The 20508-nt window shown below is 62.3% G+C and carries 17 protein-coding genes and 1 tRNA gene; 4 read left to right on the top strand and 14 right to left on the bottom strand.

Annotated elements, in window-relative coordinates; genetic code table 11:
- The first annotated feature begins 574 nt into the window (after positions 1 to 574).
- Positions 575 to 2551 (top strand): acetate--CoA ligase, encoded by a 1977-nt coding sequence (gene acs / locus ACYCTF_RS00435; RefSeq protein ID WP_461282218.1) that lies wholly within the window; start codon positions 575 to 577, stop codon positions 2549 to 2551.
- Positions 2548 to 3552 (top strand): hydrolase, encoded by a 1005-nt coding sequence (locus ACYCTF_RS00430; RefSeq protein ID WP_461282217.1) that lies wholly within the window; start codon positions 2548 to 2550, stop codon positions 3550 to 3552. The genes acs and ACYCTF_RS00430 overlap by 4 nt, the downstream gene beginning before the upstream one ends.
- Positions 3553 to 3604: 52 nt before the next feature.
- Here the strand turns inward: ACYCTF_RS00430 and ACYCTF_RS00425 are convergent, their stop codons facing one another.
- The 9 genes from ACYCTF_RS00425 to rimP form a co-directional block, all read right to left on the bottom strand.
- The gene (locus tag ACYCTF_RS00425) at positions 3605 to 4093 is read right to left on the bottom strand and encodes a DsrE family protein (protein ID WP_461282216.1); all 489 of its coding nucleotides are present in this window, start codon (positions 4091 to 4093) and stop codon (positions 3605 to 3607) included.
- A gap of 64 nt (positions 4094 to 4157) precedes the next feature.
- On the bottom strand, positions 4158 to 5171 hold the full coding sequence (locus ACYCTF_RS00420; protein WP_461284402.1) for a class I SAM-dependent methyltransferase: 1014 nt from the start codon (positions 5169 to 5171) through the stop codon (positions 4158 to 4160).
- 128 nt (positions 5172 to 5299) lie between these two features.
- The gene (gene pnp / locus ACYCTF_RS00415) at positions 5300 to 7384 is read right to left on the bottom strand and encodes a polyribonucleotide nucleotidyltransferase (protein WP_461282214.1); all 2085 of its coding nucleotides are present in this window, start codon (positions 7382 to 7384) and stop codon (positions 5300 to 5302) included.
- 42 nt (positions 7385 to 7426) lie between these two features.
- Positions 7427 to 7696 (bottom strand): 30S ribosomal protein S15, encoded by a 270-nt coding sequence (rpsO, locus tag ACYCTF_RS00410; RefSeq protein ID WP_461282213.1) that lies wholly within the window; start codon positions 7694 to 7696, stop codon positions 7427 to 7429.
- Positions 7697 to 7750: 54 nt separating this feature from the next.
- Entirely contained in the window at positions 7751 to 8662 is a 912-nt protein-coding gene (truB, locus tag ACYCTF_RS00405; protein ID WP_461282212.1) for a tRNA pseudouridine(55) synthase TruB, read from the bottom strand.
- Complete coding sequence (rbfA, locus tag ACYCTF_RS00400; RefSeq protein ID WP_461282211.1) at positions 8659 to 9132, bottom strand: 30S ribosome-binding factor RbfA; 474 nt, start codon at positions 9130 to 9132, stop codon at positions 8659 to 8661. Before rbfA ends, truB begins: the two co-directional genes overlap by 4 nt.
- Positions 9042 to 11525, bottom strand: a complete 2484-nt coding sequence (gene infB, locus ACYCTF_RS00395; protein ID WP_461282210.1) for a translation initiation factor IF-2 — start codon at positions 11523 to 11525, stop codon at positions 9042 to 9044. Before infB ends, rbfA begins: the two co-directional genes overlap by 91 nt.
- 13 nt (positions 11526 to 11538) lie before the next feature.
- A complete protein-coding gene (gene nusA, locus ACYCTF_RS00390) occupies positions 11539 to 13041 on the bottom strand; it encodes a transcription termination factor NusA (protein WP_461282209.1) in 1503 nt (500 codons plus the stop codon).
- An 18-nt stretch (positions 13042 to 13059) separates the two neighbouring features.
- On the bottom strand, positions 13060 to 13539 hold the full coding sequence (rimP, locus tag ACYCTF_RS00385) for a ribosome maturation factor RimP (RefSeq protein ID WP_461282208.1): 480 nt from the start codon (positions 13537 to 13539) through the stop codon (positions 13060 to 13062).
- Positions 13540 to 13667: 128 nt separating this feature from the next.
- On the opposite strand from rimP, the gene ACYCTF_RS00380 reads away from it, so the two are divergent.
- Positions 13668 to 13744 (top strand) — tRNA-Met (locus ACYCTF_RS00380).
- 592 nt (positions 13745 to 14336) lie between these two features.
- Here ACYCTF_RS00380 and ACYCTF_RS00375 read toward each other — a convergent pair.
- The 3 genes from ACYCTF_RS00375 to ACYCTF_RS00365 form a co-directional block, all read right to left on the bottom strand.
- Complete coding sequence (locus ACYCTF_RS00375) at positions 14337 to 14705, bottom strand: zinc ribbon domain-containing protein (RefSeq protein WP_461282207.1); 369 nt, start codon at positions 14703 to 14705, stop codon at positions 14337 to 14339.
- On the bottom strand, positions 14663 to 14797 hold the full coding sequence (locus ACYCTF_RS00370; RefSeq protein ID WP_461282258.1) for a hypothetical protein: 135 nt from the start codon (positions 14795 to 14797) through the stop codon (positions 14663 to 14665). Before ACYCTF_RS00370 ends, ACYCTF_RS00375 begins: the two co-directional genes overlap by 43 nt.
- Positions 14798 to 15017: 220 nt before the next feature.
- Positions 15018 to 17393 (bottom strand): TonB-dependent receptor, encoded by a 2376-nt coding sequence (locus ACYCTF_RS00365; RefSeq protein WP_461282206.1) that lies wholly within the window; start codon positions 17391 to 17393, stop codon positions 15018 to 15020.
- A gap of 251 nt (positions 17394 to 17644) precedes the next feature.
- Here ACYCTF_RS00365 and ACYCTF_RS00360 point away from each other — a divergent pair, with 251 nt between their 5' ends.
- Entirely contained in the window at positions 17645 to 18340 is a 696-nt protein-coding gene (locus ACYCTF_RS00360) for a cytochrome b/b6 domain-containing protein (protein WP_461282205.1), read from the top strand.
- Positions 18341 to 18384: 44 nt separating this feature from the next.
- On the opposite strand, the gene ACYCTF_RS00355 is transcribed toward ACYCTF_RS00360, so the two are convergent.
- Both ACYCTF_RS00355 and nuoN read right to left on the bottom strand, forming a co-directional pair.
- A complete protein-coding gene (locus ACYCTF_RS00355) occupies positions 18385 to 18840 on the bottom strand; it encodes a c-type cytochrome (RefSeq protein WP_461282204.1) in 456 nt (151 codons plus the stop codon).
- 234 nt (positions 18841 to 19074) lie between these two features.
- On the bottom strand, positions 19075 to 20508 hold the full coding sequence (nuoN, locus tag ACYCTF_RS00350; protein WP_461282203.1) for an NADH-quinone oxidoreductase subunit NuoN: 1434 nt from the start codon (positions 20506 to 20508) through the stop codon (positions 19075 to 19077).

Here is a 20508-nt window from a genome sequence, read left to right as displayed (position 1 = left end):
ATTCCCGCGCCGCTCTATAATTCGCTAATATGGAACGAGAGGACGACTTCGGCGCAAGCGCCAAGTGCCCTGGCAGGCCGGTGCAGGTAACACTCAAAGGAGGCGGGGCGCACCGGACCGAAGGGCCACACGACGTCACGGGGTGAAGCTATGGAAACCTATGACCGTAACGCCCGCATCGCGATGGGAGCAGGCGCAGACAATCGGCGCCGATGGGCATTTCGGGCGTCAGCGTCTCCGCGACATGCAGGATCGTATTCGGCATAGAAAGACCGAAAGACGCCCACTGGCCCCTCAAGATCGACTGATACACCTTGGGACGGAGCTCATCGCCCCTCGGGCTTCGAAAAACGCGCGCGAGATCACGCTTGCCCACCAAGACTCGTTGTCCCACGAGGGAGGGTGACCCGGAAATCCCCCAGTGCACGCCCTCACACGTGGTGAAACCCGTCCTTCGGGCCCGTTCGCTGGTGTAACCTAGCACTAAGAAACACGCACGGCAGGCGCAAGCCCTGCAAGCGCGCAGACAGATCCTCTGTACCAATGGGTACAGGCTTACAGGAGCAGCTAGATCATGACCGATGAGTCGCACGACGCCATAGAGTCACTCTTCACGGAAAGCCGTCTTTTCCCGCCGCCCAAGGACTTTGGGCGCGGCAGCGCTATGAGCGAGACGCTCTACCGAGAACTCCTGGCCGAGGCCCAGGCCGACTACGAAGGCTTTTGGGCACGATTAGCGCGCGCCGAGATCGATTGGATCACACCCTTCACCCGCACGCTCGACGAAAGCGATGCGCCGCAGTACCGCTGGTTCGACGACGGGACACTGAACGTCTCGGCCAACTGCCTGGACCGGCATATCGCCCAACGCGGCGACAAACCGGCCATCATCTTCGAGGGCGAACCGGGCGATGTGCGGGTACTTACCTACCGGCAACTCCTGGCCGAGGTGGGTCGCTTCGCCAATGCCCTGCGGGCCCAAGGCGTAAAAAGCGGCGATCGGGTGGTCATCTATATGCCCATGGTGCCGGAGGCCGTGATCGCCATGCAGGCTTGCGCGCGCATAGGCGCCATCCACTCCGTCGTGTTCGGCGGCTTCTCGAGCGAGTCCCTGCGGGATCGGATCGTAGACGCTCAGGCATCAATCATCGTCACCGCGGACGGGGGGCATCGCGGGGGGCGGGTCGTAGGTCTGAAGGCCATCTGCGACAAGGTGGTCGACGAGTGCCCCTCGGTGCGCGCCGTCATCGTCCTGAAACGCGCCGGCAACCCCATCGACTGGCGGCCCGGACGCGACCTCTGGTGGCACGATGTCGTGGCGGGGGCGAGCACCGAATGCGCGCCGGTGGCCCTGGCGAGCGAACACCCCCTATATCTGCTCTACACCTCCGGCTCGACCGGCCGCCCAAAGGGTATCGAGCACACGAGCGCGGGCTATCTCCTGGGCACCATCCTCACCATGCGCTGGGTCTTCGATATTCGCGAGGACGATGTGTACTGGTGCACGGCGGACGTGGGGTGGGTGACTGGCCATAGCTATGTTGCCTACGGGCCACTCGCCTGCGGTGCCACCATGGTCATGTACGAGGGCGCCCCCACCATTCCCGACCCGGGTCGTTTCTGGCAGATCTGCGAGCGCCATCGCGTGAGCGTCTTTTATACGGCCCCGACTGCCATCCGCGCCTTAAAGAAACACGGTGACGACTACCCGCGGGCCTACGACCTGAGCCGCCTGCGCGTCTTGGGTACTGTCGGCGAACCCATCAATCCCGAGGCTTGGATGTGGTATCACCAGGTCATAGGTCAAGAACGCTGCCCAATCGTGGACACCTGGTGGCAGACCGAGACCGGCGTCCATATGATCGCACCCATCCCCGGCATCACCGCCACCAAGCCCGGGTCCTGCACACTCCCCCTCCCGGGCATCGACGCGGATGTCGTAGACTCGGAGGGTCTACCGGTCACGGCACCCGACAAGGGCGGTTTCCTGGTCATCAAACGCCCCTGGCCCTCTATGCTGCGCACGATCTGGGGCGACCCGGAGCGTTATCGCGAGACCTACTGGTCGCGTTTTCAGGGCCGCTACTATGTGAGCGGCGACGGCGCGCGGCGCGATGCCGATGGCTACTTCTGGGTCATGGGCCGGGTCGATGACGTCCTCAAGGTGTCGGGCCATAGACTCGGCACGATGGAGATCGAGTCCGTCCTGGTCGCCCATCCCCTGGTCGCTGAGGCTGCGGTCGTGGGCCGGCCTGACGAATTAACAGGTGAGGCGATCTGCGCATTCGTCGTGACACGGGACCCGAGACCCACGGGCGCGGCACGCGAGGCGCGGATCGCGGAACTGCGAGCATGGGTCGGCGAGCGCATAGGCCCCATCGCCAAGCCAGCCGAGATCCGCTTCGCGGACAACCTGCCAAAAACCCGCTCCGGCAAGATCATGCGGCGCCTCCTGCGCGCCGTAGCGCGTGGCGAGACAGTCACAGAGGATGTCTCCACCCTCGAGAACCCCGACATCATACGCCAGCTCGGAGACCAGGGAACGGAATGAAGCCGTTCGAGGCACCGTTCTGGGCGCGCAATCCGCACACCCAGACCCTGCTCGGCGCCTCGATCGACCGCATGGGGCGGGAGGTCGCGTTGGCGCGCGAGCGCGTCACCTTGCCTGACGGCGACTTCCTCGATCTGGATTGGCTCAGAGCGCCGCCTGCTCCCGGACCGATCCTGCTCATCCTTCACGGACTTGAGGGCTCATCGCGCTCGCCGTATATCGCGCGGCTCCTGCGCATGTGCGCGAGCGCCCAATGGAACGCTGTGGTCATGCACTTTCGGGGCTGCAGCGGCGAACCCAACCACCTGCCGCGCAGCTATCACGGCGGCGAGACCTCGGATCTGCAAGCGGTCGTCGACATCATTATCCGCCGTCATGACCAGGGTCTCTGCGCGGTCGGTTATTCGCTGGGGGGTTCGGTCCTACTCAAATGGCTCGGCGAGCGCCGTGGCGACGCCGGGCTTAAGGCCGCCGCCGCGGTGTCGGTACCCTTCGATCTTGCAAGCGCCGCCGAGCGCCTCGATAGCGGCTTCTCGCGACTCTACCAATGGGTCTTACTACGCTGGCTCCGGCAATCGGTCGCGCGCAAAGCCCGGCACCTCGGTCACGCCGCGCCGCCCCTCAAGAGACTGCGCAACTTCCGCGACTTCGACCGCGCCATCACCGCCCCCTTGCACGGCTTTCGCGACGCCGACGACTATTACCAGCACGCGAGCTGCCGCCCCTATCTCCGACACATCAAGGTCCCGACACTCCTCGTGCAAGCCGCGGATGACCCCTTCCTGATGCCGCATAGCGCACCGGATCCCGAGGAACTCGCGCCCACCGTACGCCTGGAAATGTACCCGCGCGGTGGACATGTGGGCTTTATTTCGGGCGGGACACCCTGGGCGCCCCGCTTTTGGCTCGAGGACCGGCTGCGGACCTTTCTCGAGCCCGCCATGTGCTTAGAGCCGGGGCATTGTGCGCAGTCCACCCTCGCCCACTCCACGGGCGCCTAAGGCCACATATAGGCCTACCACACCTCGCGGCGTACTTAAGGAACCGCGGCCCTCACGGCTTCAAGAGATTGAAACCGTGCTGCTCGAGCTGCATGATCCGAACCACGCCGCCCGGAACCACCACGGCCTGCGGCAAAAGCTTCGGAAGATGGCCGGTCGCGGCCTTGATGCCGAGCATCGTCTGATGGCAAGCGTCAAACTCCACGCCCTGCGCGTCCAGACTTTGCACGCGCGCCTTGAAACGGCTGTTCGCAAACAGTAGCTTCAAGCCCGGGCCGTAGGCGACCACCACGACCTGGATCTTGTCGGAACCAAAATAATTCAGCACATTGGCGACATTGGAGAGCGCAAGCGCCCAACGGCTCGGGCGGCCTTGATCCACCTGGACGACCAGGTGTTGCTCAGCGAAGGGGTGCGCATGAATAAATTGCGGCTTCTGGAAATCGTAATGCCGAAAGAGCGTCCAGTTCTCGGCAAGCGCCGGCGCCGACAAAAGACCCGCCACTAACACCGCCGACAACCATTTCCCTAGCATCCTCATCGATCATCTCCTTTTCTCGCGTCCCGGAATCCCGCCCTCTATCGACTCGCCCTTGCCCGGCCCCTCAGGAGCGAGTACCGACCACCACCGCCTCACGCCCCTCCATGAACTGAAATATTTCCGGCGACAGATCAGCCGCCTTGAAGGCCTCGGCGATCTCCGTGGGCCTTAGAAAATGGTTCCCCTGAACGTGCTCGGTAAGGTTCTGGAACGCCACCATGCGCCGCTTGGGCTCCCGCAACGCAGCGCGCTCGGCGGGCCAATGTGGCTCCCAGATCACGGCCGACCCCCCGGACTTCAGATGGTCATGCAGAATAGTAAAGACCCGCTCCTTCTCGTCCCACACATGGTGTAAGGCGCGATTCAGGGCGATGATGTCGGCCGCCTCGGGGCTCTCGAAACTATAAATGTCGCCCGTGGTGAATCGTACCCGATCCCCCAGGCCCGCCGCCTCGGCGCGGGCCTGGGCCTGGCGCACGTTCTCCTCGAAGCCATCGACACCAAGGCATCGTAGATTCGGATAGGCGCGCGCAAGCCGCATAAGATACCAGCCGTTGCCGCAGCCAAGATCGATGGCAAACCCGCTGCGCTCCGCGGCGTGCGCGTATACGGGCAGCGCGGGCAGGATGGTGCTCTCGAACACGGGCCCGAACTGGGCCTCGAGCATGGGGCCAAACCACGGCAGGATGGTATCGCGCTCAGCGAGCACCGACTCACCCGGACGTTCCCCGCTTCTCATAAGTCCCGCAGCCCGCTCCGCCATATGCGCACTCAACACCCCCTGCACCGCGAAGGGCATGAGCGTCCCCGGGGCATCGGGCAGAAAGGCGCGCCCAAGATCCGTAAGCACAAAACCTTGTGCGCTCTCATCCAGGAGTTCAAAGGCGTAGGCGGCATCGCACCACCGCACCACATAGCCCACATCCTGCCCGCTCGCCTCGGCGACCGCCTTGGCCGTGGCGCCCCCCAAGCGCGCTACCGCTGCGAAGAGGCCGCCGCTCACACCGATATAGGCAATCGACAGCCGCACCGCCCCCTGGATGTCCTTCAAGATGGCCTCGCGTAGATTAGATGCCACCGGAGTGCTTGCCTTATCCGCTCCTTGCATGATGCGATCACCTCGAAGTTACAAACGCCCTAAAAAGAGAAGGCGCGCCGGAGACTGTCCCGCCGCGCCCTCACAAAAACCGTCCTGCGAGCCCGGCTTTATGCGCCTTCCACCGCCTTCATACTGAGACGGATGCGGCCTTGCTTGTCGACTTCCAACACCTTCACGCGCACCGTCTGGCCCTCGGCCAACTTCTCGCTCACGTTCTCGACGCGCTCATGAGAGATCTGCGAGATGTGGACGAGGCCGTCCTTGCCAGGCAGGATGGTGACGAACGCCCCGAAGTCCATGAGCTTTGCAACACGCCCCTCGTAGATCATACCGACCTGTACTTCTGCCGTGATCTGCTCAATGCGGTGACGCGCCTCCTGACCCGCCGCGTTGTCCACCGATGCGATCTTCACGACGCCGTCGTCGTCGATATCAATGGTCGCGCCGGTCTCCTCGCACAAGGCACGGATCGTGGCCCCGCCCTTGCCTATGACGTCGCGGATCTTCTCGGGGTTGATCTTGAAGGTAATGATGCGCGGCGCATATTCCGACATCTCCTGCCGCGCCTCCGGAACCGCCGTGTTCATGATCTTAAGGATATGCATCCGGCCCTCACGCGCCTGCTTCAGGGCGGTATCCATAATCTCGCGGTTGATGCCCTCGATCTTGATGTCCATCTGCAGCGCAGTCACGCCTTCGTTGGTGCCGGCGACCTTGAAATCCATGTCGCCCAAGTGATCTTCGTCACCCAGGATGTCCGTCAGAACCGCAAACCGGTCTCCTTCCTTGATGAGACCCATGGCGATACCAGCTACCGGCGCCTTGGTCTTTATGCCCGCATCCATCAACGACAGACTCGTCCCGCAGACGGTGGCCATGGAGCTTGACCCATTCGACTCAGTGATCTCCGAGACCACCCGCAGCACATAGGGAAACTCCGCCAGATCCGGCAGGACCGCCGCGATGGCCCGTTTGGCCAAGCGCCCATGCCCGATCTCGCGGCGCTTAGGGCTGCCCACACGGCCGGTCTCACCCACGGAGGAGGGTGGGAAGTTGTAGTGGAGCATGAACGGGTCTTTGCGCTCGCCCTCGAGGGCGTCGATCATCTGCGCATCGCGTCCCGTACCCAAAGTCGTCACGACCAAGGCCTGCGTCTCGCCACGCGTAAAGAGCGCCGAACCATGCGTACGCGGCAGCACGCCGGTGCGTACCGTGATCGGGCGCACAGTCTTCGTGTCACGCCCATCGATGCGCGGCTCGCCGCTCAATATCCGCCCACGCACTATGCGTTTCTCGAGGTCGCCGAAGGCGCCCAGGACCTTGTCGGCATTCGGCTTGGGCGCATCGCCCGCAAGCTCGGCCACGGCCTTGTTTCTCAATTCCGCGACGCGATCCTGACGCGGGAGCTTCTCCCGAATCTGATAAGCGGCGGTAAGATCGGCCCCGACTACCGCGGCGATCGCGGTGGTAAGGTCGGTGTCTTTCGCGGGCGGCGTCCAATCCCAAGGCTGCACTTGCGCCTCCGCCACGAGTTCGTCGATCGCCCGTATCACGGCCTGCATCTGCTCGTGGCCGAAAAGGACCGCCCCCAGCATCACATCCTCGGGGAGCATCTTCGCTTCCGACTCGACCATCAAGACGGCATTGCGCGTGCCCGCGACGACCAGATCCAGCGCCGAGGTGGCAAGATCGGACATACTAGGGTTCAGGAGGTACTGGCCGTCCCGATAACCGACTCGCGCGGCACCCAAGGGGCCCTTGAAGGGCATGCCCGAGAGCGACAGCGCAGCCGATGCCCCGATCAGGGAAATGATGTCCGGGTCGATATCGGGATCCAGCGACATTACCGTCGCGATGATCTGGACTTCGTTGGTGAACGACTTCGGAAACAGCGGTCGGATAGGACGATCTATGAGGCGGGACGTCAGGATTTCTTTTTCAGAGGGGCGCCCTTCGCGTTTGAAGAAGCCGCCTGGAATGCGCCCGGCTGCATAGGTGCGCTCCTGGTAATCCACGGTCAACGGGAAGAAATCGCGGTCGGGGGCCGACTGTCGCATACCCACGACCGTGACCTGCACGACCGTGTCGCCCATACTGGCCATGACGGCTCCCGTAGCTTGGCGGGCAATCTCCCCGGTTTCGATCTTGATCGTATGGCTGCCATACGGGAACGTCTTTGTGATTTTACCCAACTCGCTATTCCTCCGCTTCGATGCTCTTCTCGGTGTCTTGCCTTACTTGCGCAAGCCAAGCCGCGCGACGAGGTCCCGATAGCGACCGGCGTCCACACGCTTCAGGTAGTCCAGGAGCTTACGGCGCTTACCCACCATGCGCAGAAGACCCTGTCGGGAATGATTGTCCTTTTTATGGACAGCGAAGTGCTGCGACAGGTCATCGATATGGGCCGAAATCAACGCCACCTGTACTTCGGGGGACCCGGTATCGCCCTCCCCCCTGCAGTACTCCTTGATTACTTGCATCTTTTTGTCCACTGTAAATGCCATACCGCCCTCGCTTAAGCCCCGAAGTCACTGTGAGAAAAAGGATAAATGCGTATTCTAACCGCGCGCGCCCATCGGCTCAACATGCCCGCCCGCTGCCGCCCATAGACGCTTGGGCCGGATTTCACCGGCCAGGGCCTGCCAACCGATCCCGAGAAAGACCCCGCCATCGTCGTACAGCCGAACCCAGCCCTCGCCGTCCCGGCCGCCGACATGCACACTCTGTCCGCGCCGCACGGCGCGCGCCAGGAATCCAGGCAGGGCGACCGCCGGCAAGCCCTCGAGCGCAGCATCACTTCGCTGAAGCGGGGTCTCTGGACCCACGTCAGCCAAGGGTACGGCCTCATCGATCGTGAACCGCCCAACCGCCAGGCGACGCAAGGCCTTCACATGCCCCCCGCAACCCAGGATCTCACCCAGATCATGGGCAAGACTACGGACATAGACGCCCTTGCCGCAGGCGATATCAAGCACGAGTTCGCAAGCTGTGCGGCTGATCACGTCGATCGAGGACACAAACACGTTCCGACTTGCCGGTAGGGTCAGATCGCCGTCCCGCGCCCGCTCGTAAAACGGCTTGCCGTCCTGCTTGATCGCCGAGAATCGCGGCGGAACCTGATCGATATGGCCCACAAAACCCCTCAGGGCCCGTTCGATTTCGCCATCGGACGCAGTCACGGGCCTGCGTGCCACCACCTCGCCCTCACGGTCGTACGTTGTAGTGCTCGCCCCGAGCTCGATCGTGGTGCGGTAGCGTTTGTCGGTGTCGACCAGAAAGGACGCCGCCTTCGTGGCCTCGCCGAAACATAAAACCAATACACCGGTCGCAAGGGGGTCGAGGGTCCCTGTGTGGCCACCCTTACAGGCGCGCAGCCGGTGTCGCGCCTGTCCCAGGGCCTGTGTCGAGGTCAAGCCCTCCGGCTTATCGAGCACGAGGAGACCGTCCCGTTGTACACAGGGGACCTTCATGAGTCTCCTTCTTGCCCGCCGCGTTCACGGCGGGCGCGGTCCAATAGCGCGTCGATGCGGAACCCCTGATCGACCGATGGATCGTAGGTGAAGACCAGATTGGGCACCGCCCGCAGCCGCAGCCGGCCGGCCAGATCGCGTCGCATGCGAGGCGCCAGCTCGTTTAAACGGGCCACTGCCTCGCGCGCGATGGCCTCACCCTTATAGTGTGTGACATAGATGCGGGCCTGCTTCAGGTCGGGGCTCATATCAGCCTCCGGTAGCGCGGCGGCACGCGTCTGGGCGTCGTCGATTTCGGTCAGGACCCACTGCGCCGCCTCGCGCAAGATGAGCGCGCCCACGCGAGAGGCTCGTGAACCGGACTTGGGCGCGTGACGTCTCAAAGGGTTCGTGCGACCTCGACCCTTTCGTAGACCTCGATCTGATCGCCCACGCGGATGTCTGTATAGTTCTTCAAGGTCATGCCGCACTCCGTGCCGGCCTTGACCTCCGACACGTCATCACGGAAGCGCCGCAGGGATTCGATCTCGCCGTCATATATGACCACATTGTCGCGTAGCAGACGCGCCAATCGTCCCCGCTTGATGGTCCCGTCAGTCACCAGACAACCGGCAATGGTGCCGGCCTTCGATGTCTTAAAGACCTCGCGGATCCCGGCATTCCCCACGACTTCCTCGCGGAACTGCGGTTTCAGCATGCCGGCCATGGCCGCCTTCACCTCGTTGACCGCGTCGTAAATGACGTTGTAGTAATGGATGTCCACGCCCTCCGAATCGATCAGGCGCCGCGCGCCCGTATCGGCACGCACGTTGAAGCCGATGATGACAGCATTCGACGCGACCGCGAGATTGACGTCGGACTCGCTGATCCCACCCACCATGCCGTGAACGACACGCACCTTCACCTCTTCGGTCGAAAGCTTCTCCAGTGCATCCGTCAAGGCCTCAACCGAGCCCTGTACGTCGGCCTTCACGATCAGCGTCAAAGTCTTGACGTCGCCGTCCTGCATCTGCTGGAACATATTGGACAGCTTGGACGCCTGCTGACGCTGAAGCTTCACGTCCTTGTATTTGCCTTGGCGGAAGAGGGCGATCTCGCGCGCCTTGCGCTCGTTCTCGACCCCAGTCACCTCGTCGCCGGCGTTGGGAACCCCCGACAGGCCCTGGACCTCCACGGGTATGGACGGTCCCGCCTCCTTTATGGAGCGACCGATCTCATCGGTCATGGCGCGAACCCTTCCGGACTCGCGCCCCGCCAGGATCACGTCACCCTTACGCAGGGTGCCTTCCTGAACCAATATGGTTGCGACTGGCCCACGGCCCTTGTCAAGCCGCGCCTCGATCACGATGCCGCTCGCCATGGTGTTGCGCACCGCCTTGAGTTCCAGCAGCTCCGCCTGCAACAATACCGCATCCAAGAGATCCTCGATCCCCTTGCCGGTCTTGGCCGATACCGGTACGAAAATATCCGATCCGCCCCACTCCTCCGGCACCACCTCGTGGGTCACGAGCTCCTGCTTGACACGTTCCATGTCGGCTTGCGGTTTGTCGATCTTGTTGACCGCCACGACGATCGGCACACCGGCCTCACGCGCATGGTGGATGGCCTCGACGGTCTGCGGCATGACCCCGTCATCCGCTGCGACCACCAGAATGACGATGTCCGTCACCTTGGCGCCGCGCGCCCTCATGGCCGTGAACGCCTCATGGCCGGGCGTATCAAGAAAAGTCAGCATGCCCTTGGGCATCTCGACGTGATAGGCACCGATATGCTGGGTAATGCCGCCCGCCTCCCCGCTCGCCACTTTGGTCTTGCGGATATAGTCGAGCAAAGAGGTTTTGCCGTGGTCGACGTGACCCATAACCGTCACCACCGGCGGACGCGGCTCAAGCGCCCCCTCATGCTCACCGGTCTTCAGGGCCGCCTCCGGGTCATGGCTGCGCGCCTCGTGGGCGACGTGCCCGAGTTCCTCAACGACGATGGTGGCGGTCTCGCGATCAAGCACTTGGTTGATCGTGACCATCATCCCAAGCTGCATCAAGACCTTGATGGCCTCCACCGCCTTGATCGACATCTGCTGCGCAAGCTCGGCTACGCTGATGGCCTCTGGCAGATAGACGTCACGCACGACCCGCTCGGTAGGCATCTCAAAGGCATGCTGACCACTCATGCTGGTCACCACGCGCTTGCCCCCCTGCGAGCCTCCTCTCTGCGGAGGGCTCGCGGGACGCGTCTTATGCTTGCGATCGGTCGCAGCCCCCTTGGGTAAGGGCCGCTCGCGGCGCTCGTTGCGTCCACGCTCGGGTCGCGTCTCCTTACGCGTATGTCGGCCAGCGGCGGGCTCCTTCGCCGCAACCGGCTCGGCCGCCGGGGCTGCGGGCGCCACGGACTCGGGTTCCGATACGGTCTCGGCTACGGGCGCAGGCGCTGCCACCAGGGCCGGTTCCGACGCCGCCGGTGATGGGCTTGCAGCCGCCTCCACCGGGATCTCGAGCGGACGCTCGACGACCGGCTCCGGCACAAGCTCGGGCTCGGGCATCACCGCCTCCGGTTCGCCAGGCGCGGGCCGCTTCACGAAGGTCCGCTTCTTGCGCACCTCGACCTGCACCGCGCGACTCTGCCCAAATCGCGAATTCTGCACGATTTTGCTGGTCGACTTCTGTGTCAGCGTAATGCGTTTGGCCTCCGGTTCCCCGGCGCCGTGGTGAGTGCGCAGAAAGTTCAAAAGCGCCATCTTCTCGTCGTCGCTCAAGGGATCGTTGCTCTTCTTGCCTGCAATCCCGGCGGCGACAAGCTGCTGGAGCAGTTTGTCAGGTCCTACGCCTATCTGTTCGGCGAAACTTTTGACTGTGGTTTCAGGCATCGTATGACGTCCGTCAGGCCCCCTGGCCCTGGTCGGCAAACCAGGGTGCGCGAGCAGCCATAATGAGGGTACGAGCCCGTTCCTCGTCCAGCCCTTCGATCGCCGCCAAATCATCGACCGACTGGTCGGCAAGTTCTTCCATCGTCTTAATCCCGTGGCTCGCCAGGAGTCGCGCGGTGTGTTCGTCCATCTCCGCCATCCCCAAGAGGTCTTCAGCGGGCTCCGCCATATCGATCTTCTCCTCGAGCGTTATGGCGCGGGTAAGCAGAATATCGCGGGCTCGGTCGCGGATCTCGTCGATCTGCTCCTCACTCAGGCCCTCGACTGCCATCATCTCTTGCTTAGGCACGTAGGCGACTTCGTCAAGCGTCATGAAGCCCTCGCGAACGAGGAGCTCGGCTGTCGCGGACTCCATCTTTAGCTGCTCCACGAACATCTCGATGGCGTTGATCGCCTCGGTTTCACCACGCGCCGAGGCGGTCTCCTCGGTCATCACATTGAGCTCCCACCCCGTAAGTTCAGAGGCAAGCCTCACGTTCTGGCCGCCGCGTCCGATCACCTGGGACAGCTGTGACTCGTCGACGATGACGTCCATGCTATGCAGTTCCTCGTCGACCACAATCGACTGCACTTCCGCCGGTGCCAGTGCGTTGATGACGAATTGGGCGGGGTCCGGCGACCATTGGATGATATCGACCCGCTCGCCCCCCAGTTCATTGGAGACGCTCTGGACACGCGAGCCGCGCATGCCAACGCATGCCCCTATGGGATCTATGCGCGGATCCTTGGAATTCACTGCGATCTTGGCGCGCAGCCCCGGATCGCGGGCTGCGCCGTGGATTTCGATGAGGCCTTCACCCGCCTCCGGCACCTCGAGCTTAAAGAGCTCCACCAGAAGCTGAGGGCTCGTACGGCTCAAGAACAGCTGCGGCCCGCGTGGCGCCGAATGCACATCCTCCAGATAGGCGCGCACCCGGTCTCCCGGGCGCAACCCTTCCCGCGGAATCATCGTAGACTTTGAGAGCAAGGCCTCGGCTGCACCCAACTCTATGATCGCGTCGCCGCGCTCCAAGCGTTTCACGACCCCCGTGACAAGCTCGCCCTGACGGCCCTTGAACTGATTCACGATCTGCTCGCGCTCAGCCTCGCGCACTTTTTGGACGATGACCTGTTTGGCGGCCTGGGCGGCGATGCGCCCAAAATCCGCGGCCTCGATCGGCTCTTCGACATACTCGCCGACCTGGATATCCGGACTGCGCTCGCAGGCTGCCGAAAGCCGCAGCTCGCGCCCGGGAAACTCAAGCGTTTCCTGTTCGTCGGGCACGACCAGCCAGCGCCGGAAGGTGTCGTAGTCTCCGGTCTTTCGGTGGATCTGGACGCGGGCGTCGATATCCTCCTTGTGGCGCTTGCGGGTCGCCGTCGCGAGCGCGGCCTCGAGCGCCCCGAAAATAATCTCCCGGTCGACGTTCTTTTCCCGCGATACGGCCTCAACCACCATCAGAATTTCGTTCGCCATCACTGCCTCCAGCCGCCCTCAGAGTTCGGGCACAAGTCTCGCCTTCTCGATATTGTCGAACGCGAGATCATAACGCGTTTCGTCCGCTTCCAAGACCACATTCTCGCCTACCAGGCCGATCAAGCGCCCTTGAAAGTTGCGACGCCCGTCCACCGGCGCCACGGTCTTAACTTTGATCAAAGATCCCGCAAACCGTTCGAAATCCCCTCGGCGGGCAAGCGGCCGGTCGAGGCCGGGCGATGAGATCTCGAGCGTGTACTGGCCCGGAATCGGGTCTTCGACATCAAAGAGTGCGCTCACCTGACGGCTCACCCGCGCACAATCATCGACCACGACGCCCTGCGGCCCGTCGATATAGATGCGCAGGACTTTTTGCCCGCTTATGAACTCGATGTCGACCACCTCGAAACCGAGGTGCGCCACGGCGGGCTCTACCAGGGCCCGCAGCCGATCTGCCTGAATTCGTTTCTCCATGACCATAAACGCAAAAGTGGGCATACGCCCACTTCCGCCAAACAACCTGTTACGAGATAAAGCCGGATTATAAGCCTTCCGTCGAAAACTTCAATGAGCGCGGCCAAACGCTTGCCATTGTCCTGGAACATGGTAGACTCTGCGCCCTTCGGTGCGGGGTGGAGCAGTCTGGCAGCTCGTCGGGCTCATAACCCGAAGGTCGTAGGTTCAAATCCTACCCCCGCTACCAACATTATTCAGTACAGAGACCGAAAGCGATGGTTTCGGGAGACCCTCCGGGACGCGCTCCTGCGCCGGGCGTCTCTGGCACGGGCCCGGATGGTCGGTCCATCGTGCGCGGGAAAATGCGCACTCGCAGACGCTGGGCCCCGAGTCGATAGCCTACTCAAACCTCTCTGGCATGGCGCCCGATAGCGCAGCTGCGCCACCCCAGTCAGTCTCGCGACACACCCAGACTTCGTTCCGCATGGTATCAAGACACGCCGCAGGGCCTCCGATGATCCTGGGGATTATTCAAGCGTCTTCGGATTCCATGCGCGCAACCGCGTATCCGCAATCATGCGTATGGCCGTGAAAGCGCCCACGCCATTTCTCGCGCGCAATAGTCCACCCGCCACGGGGAAGCTTCGAGAAGCGCATTAGGGCGGGTCCCTCAAGACGGCATGAGGTCGCCCCAGCACAAGCTGCGATCAACCCCCCCTCGTCGGATAGTGCCGACATCGCTTTGCTGCTTGACATCCCCCCCTCCCTCGACCTCACGATCGCCGCTCACGCGGAATGGGCCATACGGCCCACAATGAGGAAGGGGATTCCTACAGCGCTCAGGCGGCTTGCGCCTGAGTCGCTTCGGTGGGTTCCTGTTTCATCGAGCGGTCTAACGGGACCTTCTCTCCGCAGGCTAACAAGCGATGTCCTCGCGCTAAAATAGCGATCGCACCGATCATATCGGCGTTATTCTCATAACCGCATGCCACACAGACAAACCGAGCTTGAGCGCGGCGATTCCCGGCTGAGACATGGCGACACGATGGGTAGGTCTGACTGGTATGGTGAGGCGGTACCACAAGAACCTCGCCTCCGCGCCAGGCCTGCTTGTACTCCCATTGCTGGCGAAGATCGGCCCAGCCCTGGTCGATGATGGACTTGTTCAGGCCAGACTTGGCCCGAACGCGCGCCCGCAACGGCGCCATGGCGTTGCCGCTACAGCCAGCGCTGCGCTCAAAGCCAACACGGCCCGCGTACGCTCCAGGATCACCGCAAGGGTCACGACATGTGCGGGCACTGCAGCCTCTCCCTGCCGGCGTTCGGCCACTCGAGCAGTATAATGATGCAAGGCATGAGGGCGACGACACTATGACCATGCCTCACTGCGCCCGGGCCGCGGGGGGAGCCTCTCGCCCATGGCCTACTATATTCTCCCTGCCCCGGGGTCCACTTCCCATAAAAAAGAAGGCCTTAAGGCTTGCCCTTAAGGCCTTCAAGGTGAGGAGCCGGGAGACGCGTTAGAAGCGCGCGTTCACATTGATGAAGTACTGCCGGGGCGCCCCAGGATCGGCGAGCACCGCGCCTGCGCTATTGCCACCGAAGTAGCCCCCGCTCGTGATGTACTCGATCGGGTTGTAGCGCTTATTGAAGAGATTGGTCACGCCCACCGTCAGAGTCACCGAGGACAGCCCGGCAAGTCCGGTCCCGGCCTTGATCGCCACCTGTGTGTTGACGATGTTGTAGGCCGGCATCTTGACGTTGTTCGTGGGCGCATTGACCACGTTGTTGAACAGATATTGGCTACCCGTATACTGATCGGACACGCCCGGCGATATCAGGTAGCTCCCCAAGGCCACCCGGTAATCCAGACCCATGGAGGCAGTGATGTTCGGGCTGTACGAGACCGGATAGCCGCCATAGTTCGTGTTGCTGCCGCTTGGCACATACGAATCGAAATGCGCGTGCGCAAACGAGGCGGAGCCAAACACGTGCCAGTGCCAAGTCGGGCTATCTTGCACGCTCAGGTTCAGGCCCTTGTAGGTGGCGCTTGCCGTAGCGAATTCCGTAGTCGCAAAGTTCCCACCCGTTGAGATATAAGTGGCCAATGTCTCGTTGCTCAACCGGTCCTGGTAGACATCCGCATTCATCACAAAATGACGCAGGATGCCGGCGCGGCGGATGAGAAGCCGCGTCCCGAGCTCAAAGTCGACGCTCTTCACGGGCTTCAGGCTGCCGAGATTGATGGCATTGCTTCCGCTATAGGCACCAAAGGCGTTGTCCCCCGGGTTCTGATAAGTCTCCGCGGCGTTACCGTAGAGAGACCAGTGGGGCGCAAGCAGGAAGACCACCCCAAGAGACGGCTCGACCCGGGTGAAGACCTTGCTGTCGCTCGGTGCCACCGTCTGATTGGTCGCCCCGGGCGGCGTCGCGCTTGCGCCGTTATTGAAGAATTGCGTCTGGAAATCGACAGCCGCCACACCCGGGGTGATCGTCAAGGCCTTGATCGGTGTAATCGCGTCCTGAGCGAAAGCCGTGAGATAGGTGTTGGTGAGCGTATCGTTATTGTACTGCACGGGATTCGACGGGCTCGTCCCGTAGGTCTCGTTATAGCCCGTATAGGGAGTCGAATACGTCTGGTTGATCCATGAACCGCCGAACTCGACCCGGTTCATAGGTAGATTCCAGTCGAAGGCCAAACGGTTACCGTAGGTATCAGACCGCGGGTTGTAGTACTCGGAGTTCACGGTCCCCGGGGGGGCGCCGTTGTAATTGTAGTTGTCCACACGCCAGTGCACGCGATGACCGTGGCGGTACCAAACCATGTCATGGAGGGTGAGATGCGGCGCGAGATCAAGCCGCAATTGCGAATACAGCATGCGGTCGCGTACCACAATTTGCTTGAACCACACCGACTCGGGCAGTGACGAGTAAAATCCCGTCGTAGATTGGCTATAGAGCGGCGTGTTGGCCGTTCCATCCACGGTGACAGCACCGCCATTTGCTCCGGCTGTGATCGGCGCCACCGGGATGAAGTTCGGGCGAAACTCCGTGGTGTCGTCTGCATAGCCACCGACACTGAACGATCCATTGCTGAAGGTCTTCACAGTCTTCGCGAAAAGCGCCGAAGAACGGCTTGGGGCCGAAAACGAACCGGTGCGAAAGGTATTGTCGCGCACAAAGCCGCCGGCTACCACGGTCGACCAACCGTCATGCGTGCCGGTATCGGCGATAAGATCTGCACCCTCCGTCTGGTCGCTGCCGTAGGTGAGACCGAGGCTTCCGCCGGCCTTCACGGTCGGCTGCACGGGCACGAAGTTCACGGTCCCGCCCACGCTATCGAACCAACGGGTCGCCGGATTGCCCGGCCCATAGATGACATTGACCCCGGAGATAAGCTGCATGATCGGGACCTCATTCGAGTCCCAGCCACCGTTGTGCGATATGAGGTTGTTCATGGGGACGCCGTCAAAAAGCGCCGTAATGCCATTGCGCTCGACGTCGCCGTTCACGCTGGACCAACCGACCTTGACGCCGCGCATGGCAATCTCATAGCGCGCCGTTCCGCTGATACCGCCGTAGCCGCGCACCGCGATACCAGGTGCCATCGCCAAGGCCTGAGCGGACCCCGCTACCGGTCCGATCGCCCTAAGTTGCCGCTTACCAATGACGCGCACCGTCTGCGTCGACTTGAAGACGTGGCGCTTTGTGAACTTTGTGCTAGTCGCCTTCAAGGCCTTTTTGGCGCTTTGCGCGTTTACCGTGCCCACGTTGACGACCGATTTGTCATGAGCGAAAACGGGAGATGTCCCTGCCGCAAGCGCACAGAGGACCATGGATGTGACGACGGACAGACGGACAGGCGCCGCCGATGAATAGCGTTTGCAGGACGACATGATGCAGGTTACCTCCACTGTTTTTTTGGGTTGCGGGAACTTTTATGGCGCTAATCTGCCGTACTCATGTGACATTACGGTCGGCGATTCGTGACGGAATTCTTACAATGGGCGAGCGACATGCGAGCGGCAGCCAACACCCTCGTTCCAGATTAATAAACCTGATAGCATTGCGGCCTTCGTCGTAATGTCGATATTATCTATATGGTGGTCTTATGAGAATCTGGCGTGAAGGAGAGGTTGAATCTTATATGAAACGTGAAGCGCAGGTGGGCCCCCGGCTTGGCAGTCAAGACCGGCCGCGGATTTGGGACATCCCAACGCGGGCATTCCATTGGACCTTGGCGATCCTAGTGGGCTGGGAGTGGGCGTCGGCCCATCTGGGGCACGGCTTCCTCCGCTATCACATGTGGGGTGGATACGCGATACTTACGCTGCTCTTTTTTCGACTGATATGGGGTTTCGTGGGAAGCCGGACCGCGCGCTTCTCGCACTTTCTATGCTCGCCTCGGCGGACTTGGGCATACATAAAATCGTGGCGCTCCGGCGTGAAGCCGACCTACGGGCACAACCCCCTCGGGGGGTGGGCGGTGGCGGGCTTCCTGGTGGCGCTATTGGTCCAGACCGGCACCGGGCTATTCGCAACCGACGATGTCCTGACATCGGGGCCTTTGAACGGCCTGGTGGGCTCGAACACAGGCGACTTCCTGACCCATATTCACAAGCTCAATTTCGACATCATCCTTGCGCTCATCGCCACCCACGTGACCGCCGTGGTCCTGCATAAGGTAATCGGTGGTCACGATCTCGTGCGGCCCATGATCACCGGACGGGCATCGACGCATACGCCGGCCGACGCGCCGCACCTAACCTTCGCGCGACCCTGGGTCGGCCTGATTGCACTGGCGCTCTCCGGGCTTGGCACCTGGCTCATCCTGCAGATCTAGGTCCGGACGCCCGACCTAAGTGCGGCGCCCGGAACCCGCGACGGTCAACGAATGAAGCGGTGGTGACAGGATCGGCACGAACCCGCAACGCGTTCGAGCGGACGCGCCGCGCGTGTAAGCGGGCCCTGCGAGGTGGCCTGGGCCAGGGTCCGTGCGAGCGCCTCGAAACGCGTCACGGCCGCCCCAAAAGCGCGCGGCTCGCGCCAAATCCGCACACTGGCCTTAGTCGCCCCGCGATCGGATCCCGGGACGAACGCCACCCAAGGAAGCGAGGCGAGCGAGGCGAGCGCTTGCCCCTCGGCCGCCAAGCGCGCCGGATCGTATGGCCGTTGATGCCGAAGCGTCTGAGCGATGCGCACGAGGTTCCATTGCATGGCTGCCATCAATTCGCGCCTATAGGCGATGTCCGACTGGATACGGGTCTCGGCCGAAGCGGCATAGGGCGCGAGCATGGCGGCCAGACAGACGAGCGCGGTCGCCTTCTTCAATCTCTTTATCACAAGCTAATCTCCTTCAAAGGGGGTTACCGCGACTCGAAATGGGTCGGGCGTGGAGAGCATACAGGCGCTTCGTGACCCCTGGATGACACCTAAGGACGACTTGGGCCGTGGGGCGCGAAAAACGCGCCCGCGGGACATCAGCGCCTGGGAGCGAAGATGGCAGCCGCCCAGACCAGGCGGCCCTGCGCTGCCCCCCCTGGAGGCCTCACACAACCCCCACGTCAGCGGGCGCAGCTAGGGCAGGCCGCGTACCGCAGCGCGGCAGATGGCAATGAGCGTCCCAGCCCACGGCGCTGCCAACAACATGGCCACGCCATTGGCGCTCAAGAGCCATCGGAGGTCGCCTGCCTTGCGCAGCGGGGCGGAGTCTACGGGCGCGTCAAAGAACATGAGCTTCACGATGCGCAGGTAATAGAAGGCGCCTATCACCGAGAACAGCACCGCGATCACGGCAAGTCCGTAGAAGCCAGCGCTCACTGCCGCCTGGATCACGGCGAGCTTGGCATAGAAGCCGATGGTCGGCGGGATGCCCGCCATCGAGAACATAAACAACAACATCATCCAAGCGTACCAAGGGCTGCGCTGATGGAGACCACGCAGATCCTCCAATCGCTCGGCCTCGAAGCCCTTGCGCGAGAGCAGGATAATGATGCCGAAGGCACCGAGGCTCATGAAGGCATAGACGAGGGCGTAGAACAGGGCGTCGGCATAGCCGCCGACACGCGCGCTCAAGATCCCCATCAACAAGAAACCCATGTGAGCGATGGCCGAGTAGGCGAGCATGCGTTTCATATTGGTTTGCGCGATGGCGACAACGTTGCCAACCCCCATGGAGAGCACCGCGAGCATGACGAGCATCTCCTGCCACGCCCCGGACAGGCCATGGAGGCCCTCCACCAAGAGACGCAAGAAGAGCGCGAACGCGGCCACCTTGGGTGCCGTGCTCACATACAAAGTCACCGCAGTCGGCGCCCCTTCATAAACATCCGGTATCCACATGTGAAAGGGTACCGCCCCGAGCTTGAAGGCGAGCGCCGAGAGCACGAAAACGAGCCCCAGCGTCGCCACCAGATTATGAGGCGGCAGCGCGGCAAGCGCACTGGCCACCTGCGTGATGCGCAGGCTGCCGGTCGCCCCGTAGAGCATAGACATGCCATAGAGCAACAGACCTGATGCCAGCGCGCCCAGCACAAAGTACTTCATGGCCGCCTCGGTCGCGCCAATGGAGTCTCGCTGCATGGCGATGAGCGCATAGAGGCTCAACGACAAAAGCTCGAGCCCGAGATAAAGCGACAAGAAATGCGCCGCGCTCACCATGACGCACATCCCGACGACACCTGTAAGCGCGAGCACGAAATATTCGCTGCGGAACACCCCCCGCTCGGCGATATAGGTGCGTGAATAGGCGAGCACGCCGATCGTCAGCATGAAGATGGCGATCTGGAAAATGGCGCTCAAGCGATCGCCCACCACCATGCCATGGAAAATGACGGTGGGCGCATCACCCAGCATGTGGTAGGCCGCGAAGCCCGCGCCTATGAGCGTTGCCTGCGACACCCAATACATCAAGCCCTTGAATCGTCGCCTCCAGAAGAGGTCCGCAAGCAAGATCACGCAGGCCATGGTCAAAACGATGATTTCCGGCAAGACCGGTGTTATATACGCCAT

This window comes from Acidiferrobacter sp., assembly GCF_054609335.1.
Note: the sequence above shows the minus strand (reverse complement) of the source record. Positions and strands in the feature narration are given on the sequence as shown.

What these genes read in the sequence shown, in the direction of transcription:
- infB (WP_461282210.1), bottom strand. Translation starts at nt 11,525, where the DNA reads ATGCCTGAAACCACAGTCAAAAGTTTCGCCGAACAGATAGGCGTAGGA.
- ACYCTF_RS00430 (WP_461282217.1), top strand. Translation starts at nt 2,548, where the DNA reads ATGAAGCCGTTCGAGGCACCGTTCTGGGCGCGCAATCCGCACACCCAG.
- ACYCTF_RS00360 (WP_461282205.1), top strand. Translation starts at nt 17,645, where the DNA reads ATGAAACGTGAAGCGCAGGTGGGCCCCCGGCTTGGCAGTCAAGACCGG.
- rimP (WP_461282208.1), bottom strand. Translation starts at nt 13,539, where the DNA reads ATGCCCACTTTTGCGTTTATGGTCATGGAGAAACGAATTCAGGCAGAT.
- ACYCTF_RS00365 (WP_461282206.1), bottom strand. Translation starts at nt 17,393, where the DNA reads ATGTCGTCCTGCAAACGCTATTCATCGGCGGCGCCTGTCCGTCTGTCC.
- ACYCTF_RS00425 (WP_461282216.1), bottom strand. Translation starts at nt 4,093, where the DNA reads ATGAGGATGCTAGGGAAATGGTTGTCGGCGGTGTTAGTGGCGGGTCTT.
- ACYCTF_RS00375 (WP_461282207.1), bottom strand. Translation starts at nt 14,705, where the DNA reads ATGGCGCCGTTGCGGGCGCGCGTTCGGGCCAAGTCTGGCCTGAACAAG.
- acs (WP_461282218.1), top strand. Translation starts at nt 575, where the DNA reads ATGACCGATGAGTCGCACGACGCCATAGAGTCACTCTTCACGGAAAGC.
- truB (WP_461282212.1), bottom strand. Translation starts at nt 8,662, where the DNA reads ATGAAGGTCCCCTGTGTACAACGGGACGGTCTCCTCGTGCTCGATAAG.
- rpsO (WP_461282213.1), bottom strand. Translation starts at nt 7,696, where the DNA reads ATGGCATTTACAGTGGACAAAAAGATGCAAGTAATCAAGGAGTACTGC.
- nusA (WP_461282209.1), bottom strand. Translation starts at nt 13,041, where the DNA reads ATGGCGAACGAAATTCTGATGGTGGTTGAGGCCGTATCGCGGGAAAAG.
- nuoN (WP_461282203.1), bottom strand. Translation starts at nt 20,508, where the DNA reads ATGGCGTATATAACACCGGTCTTGCCGGAAATCATCGTTTTGACCATG.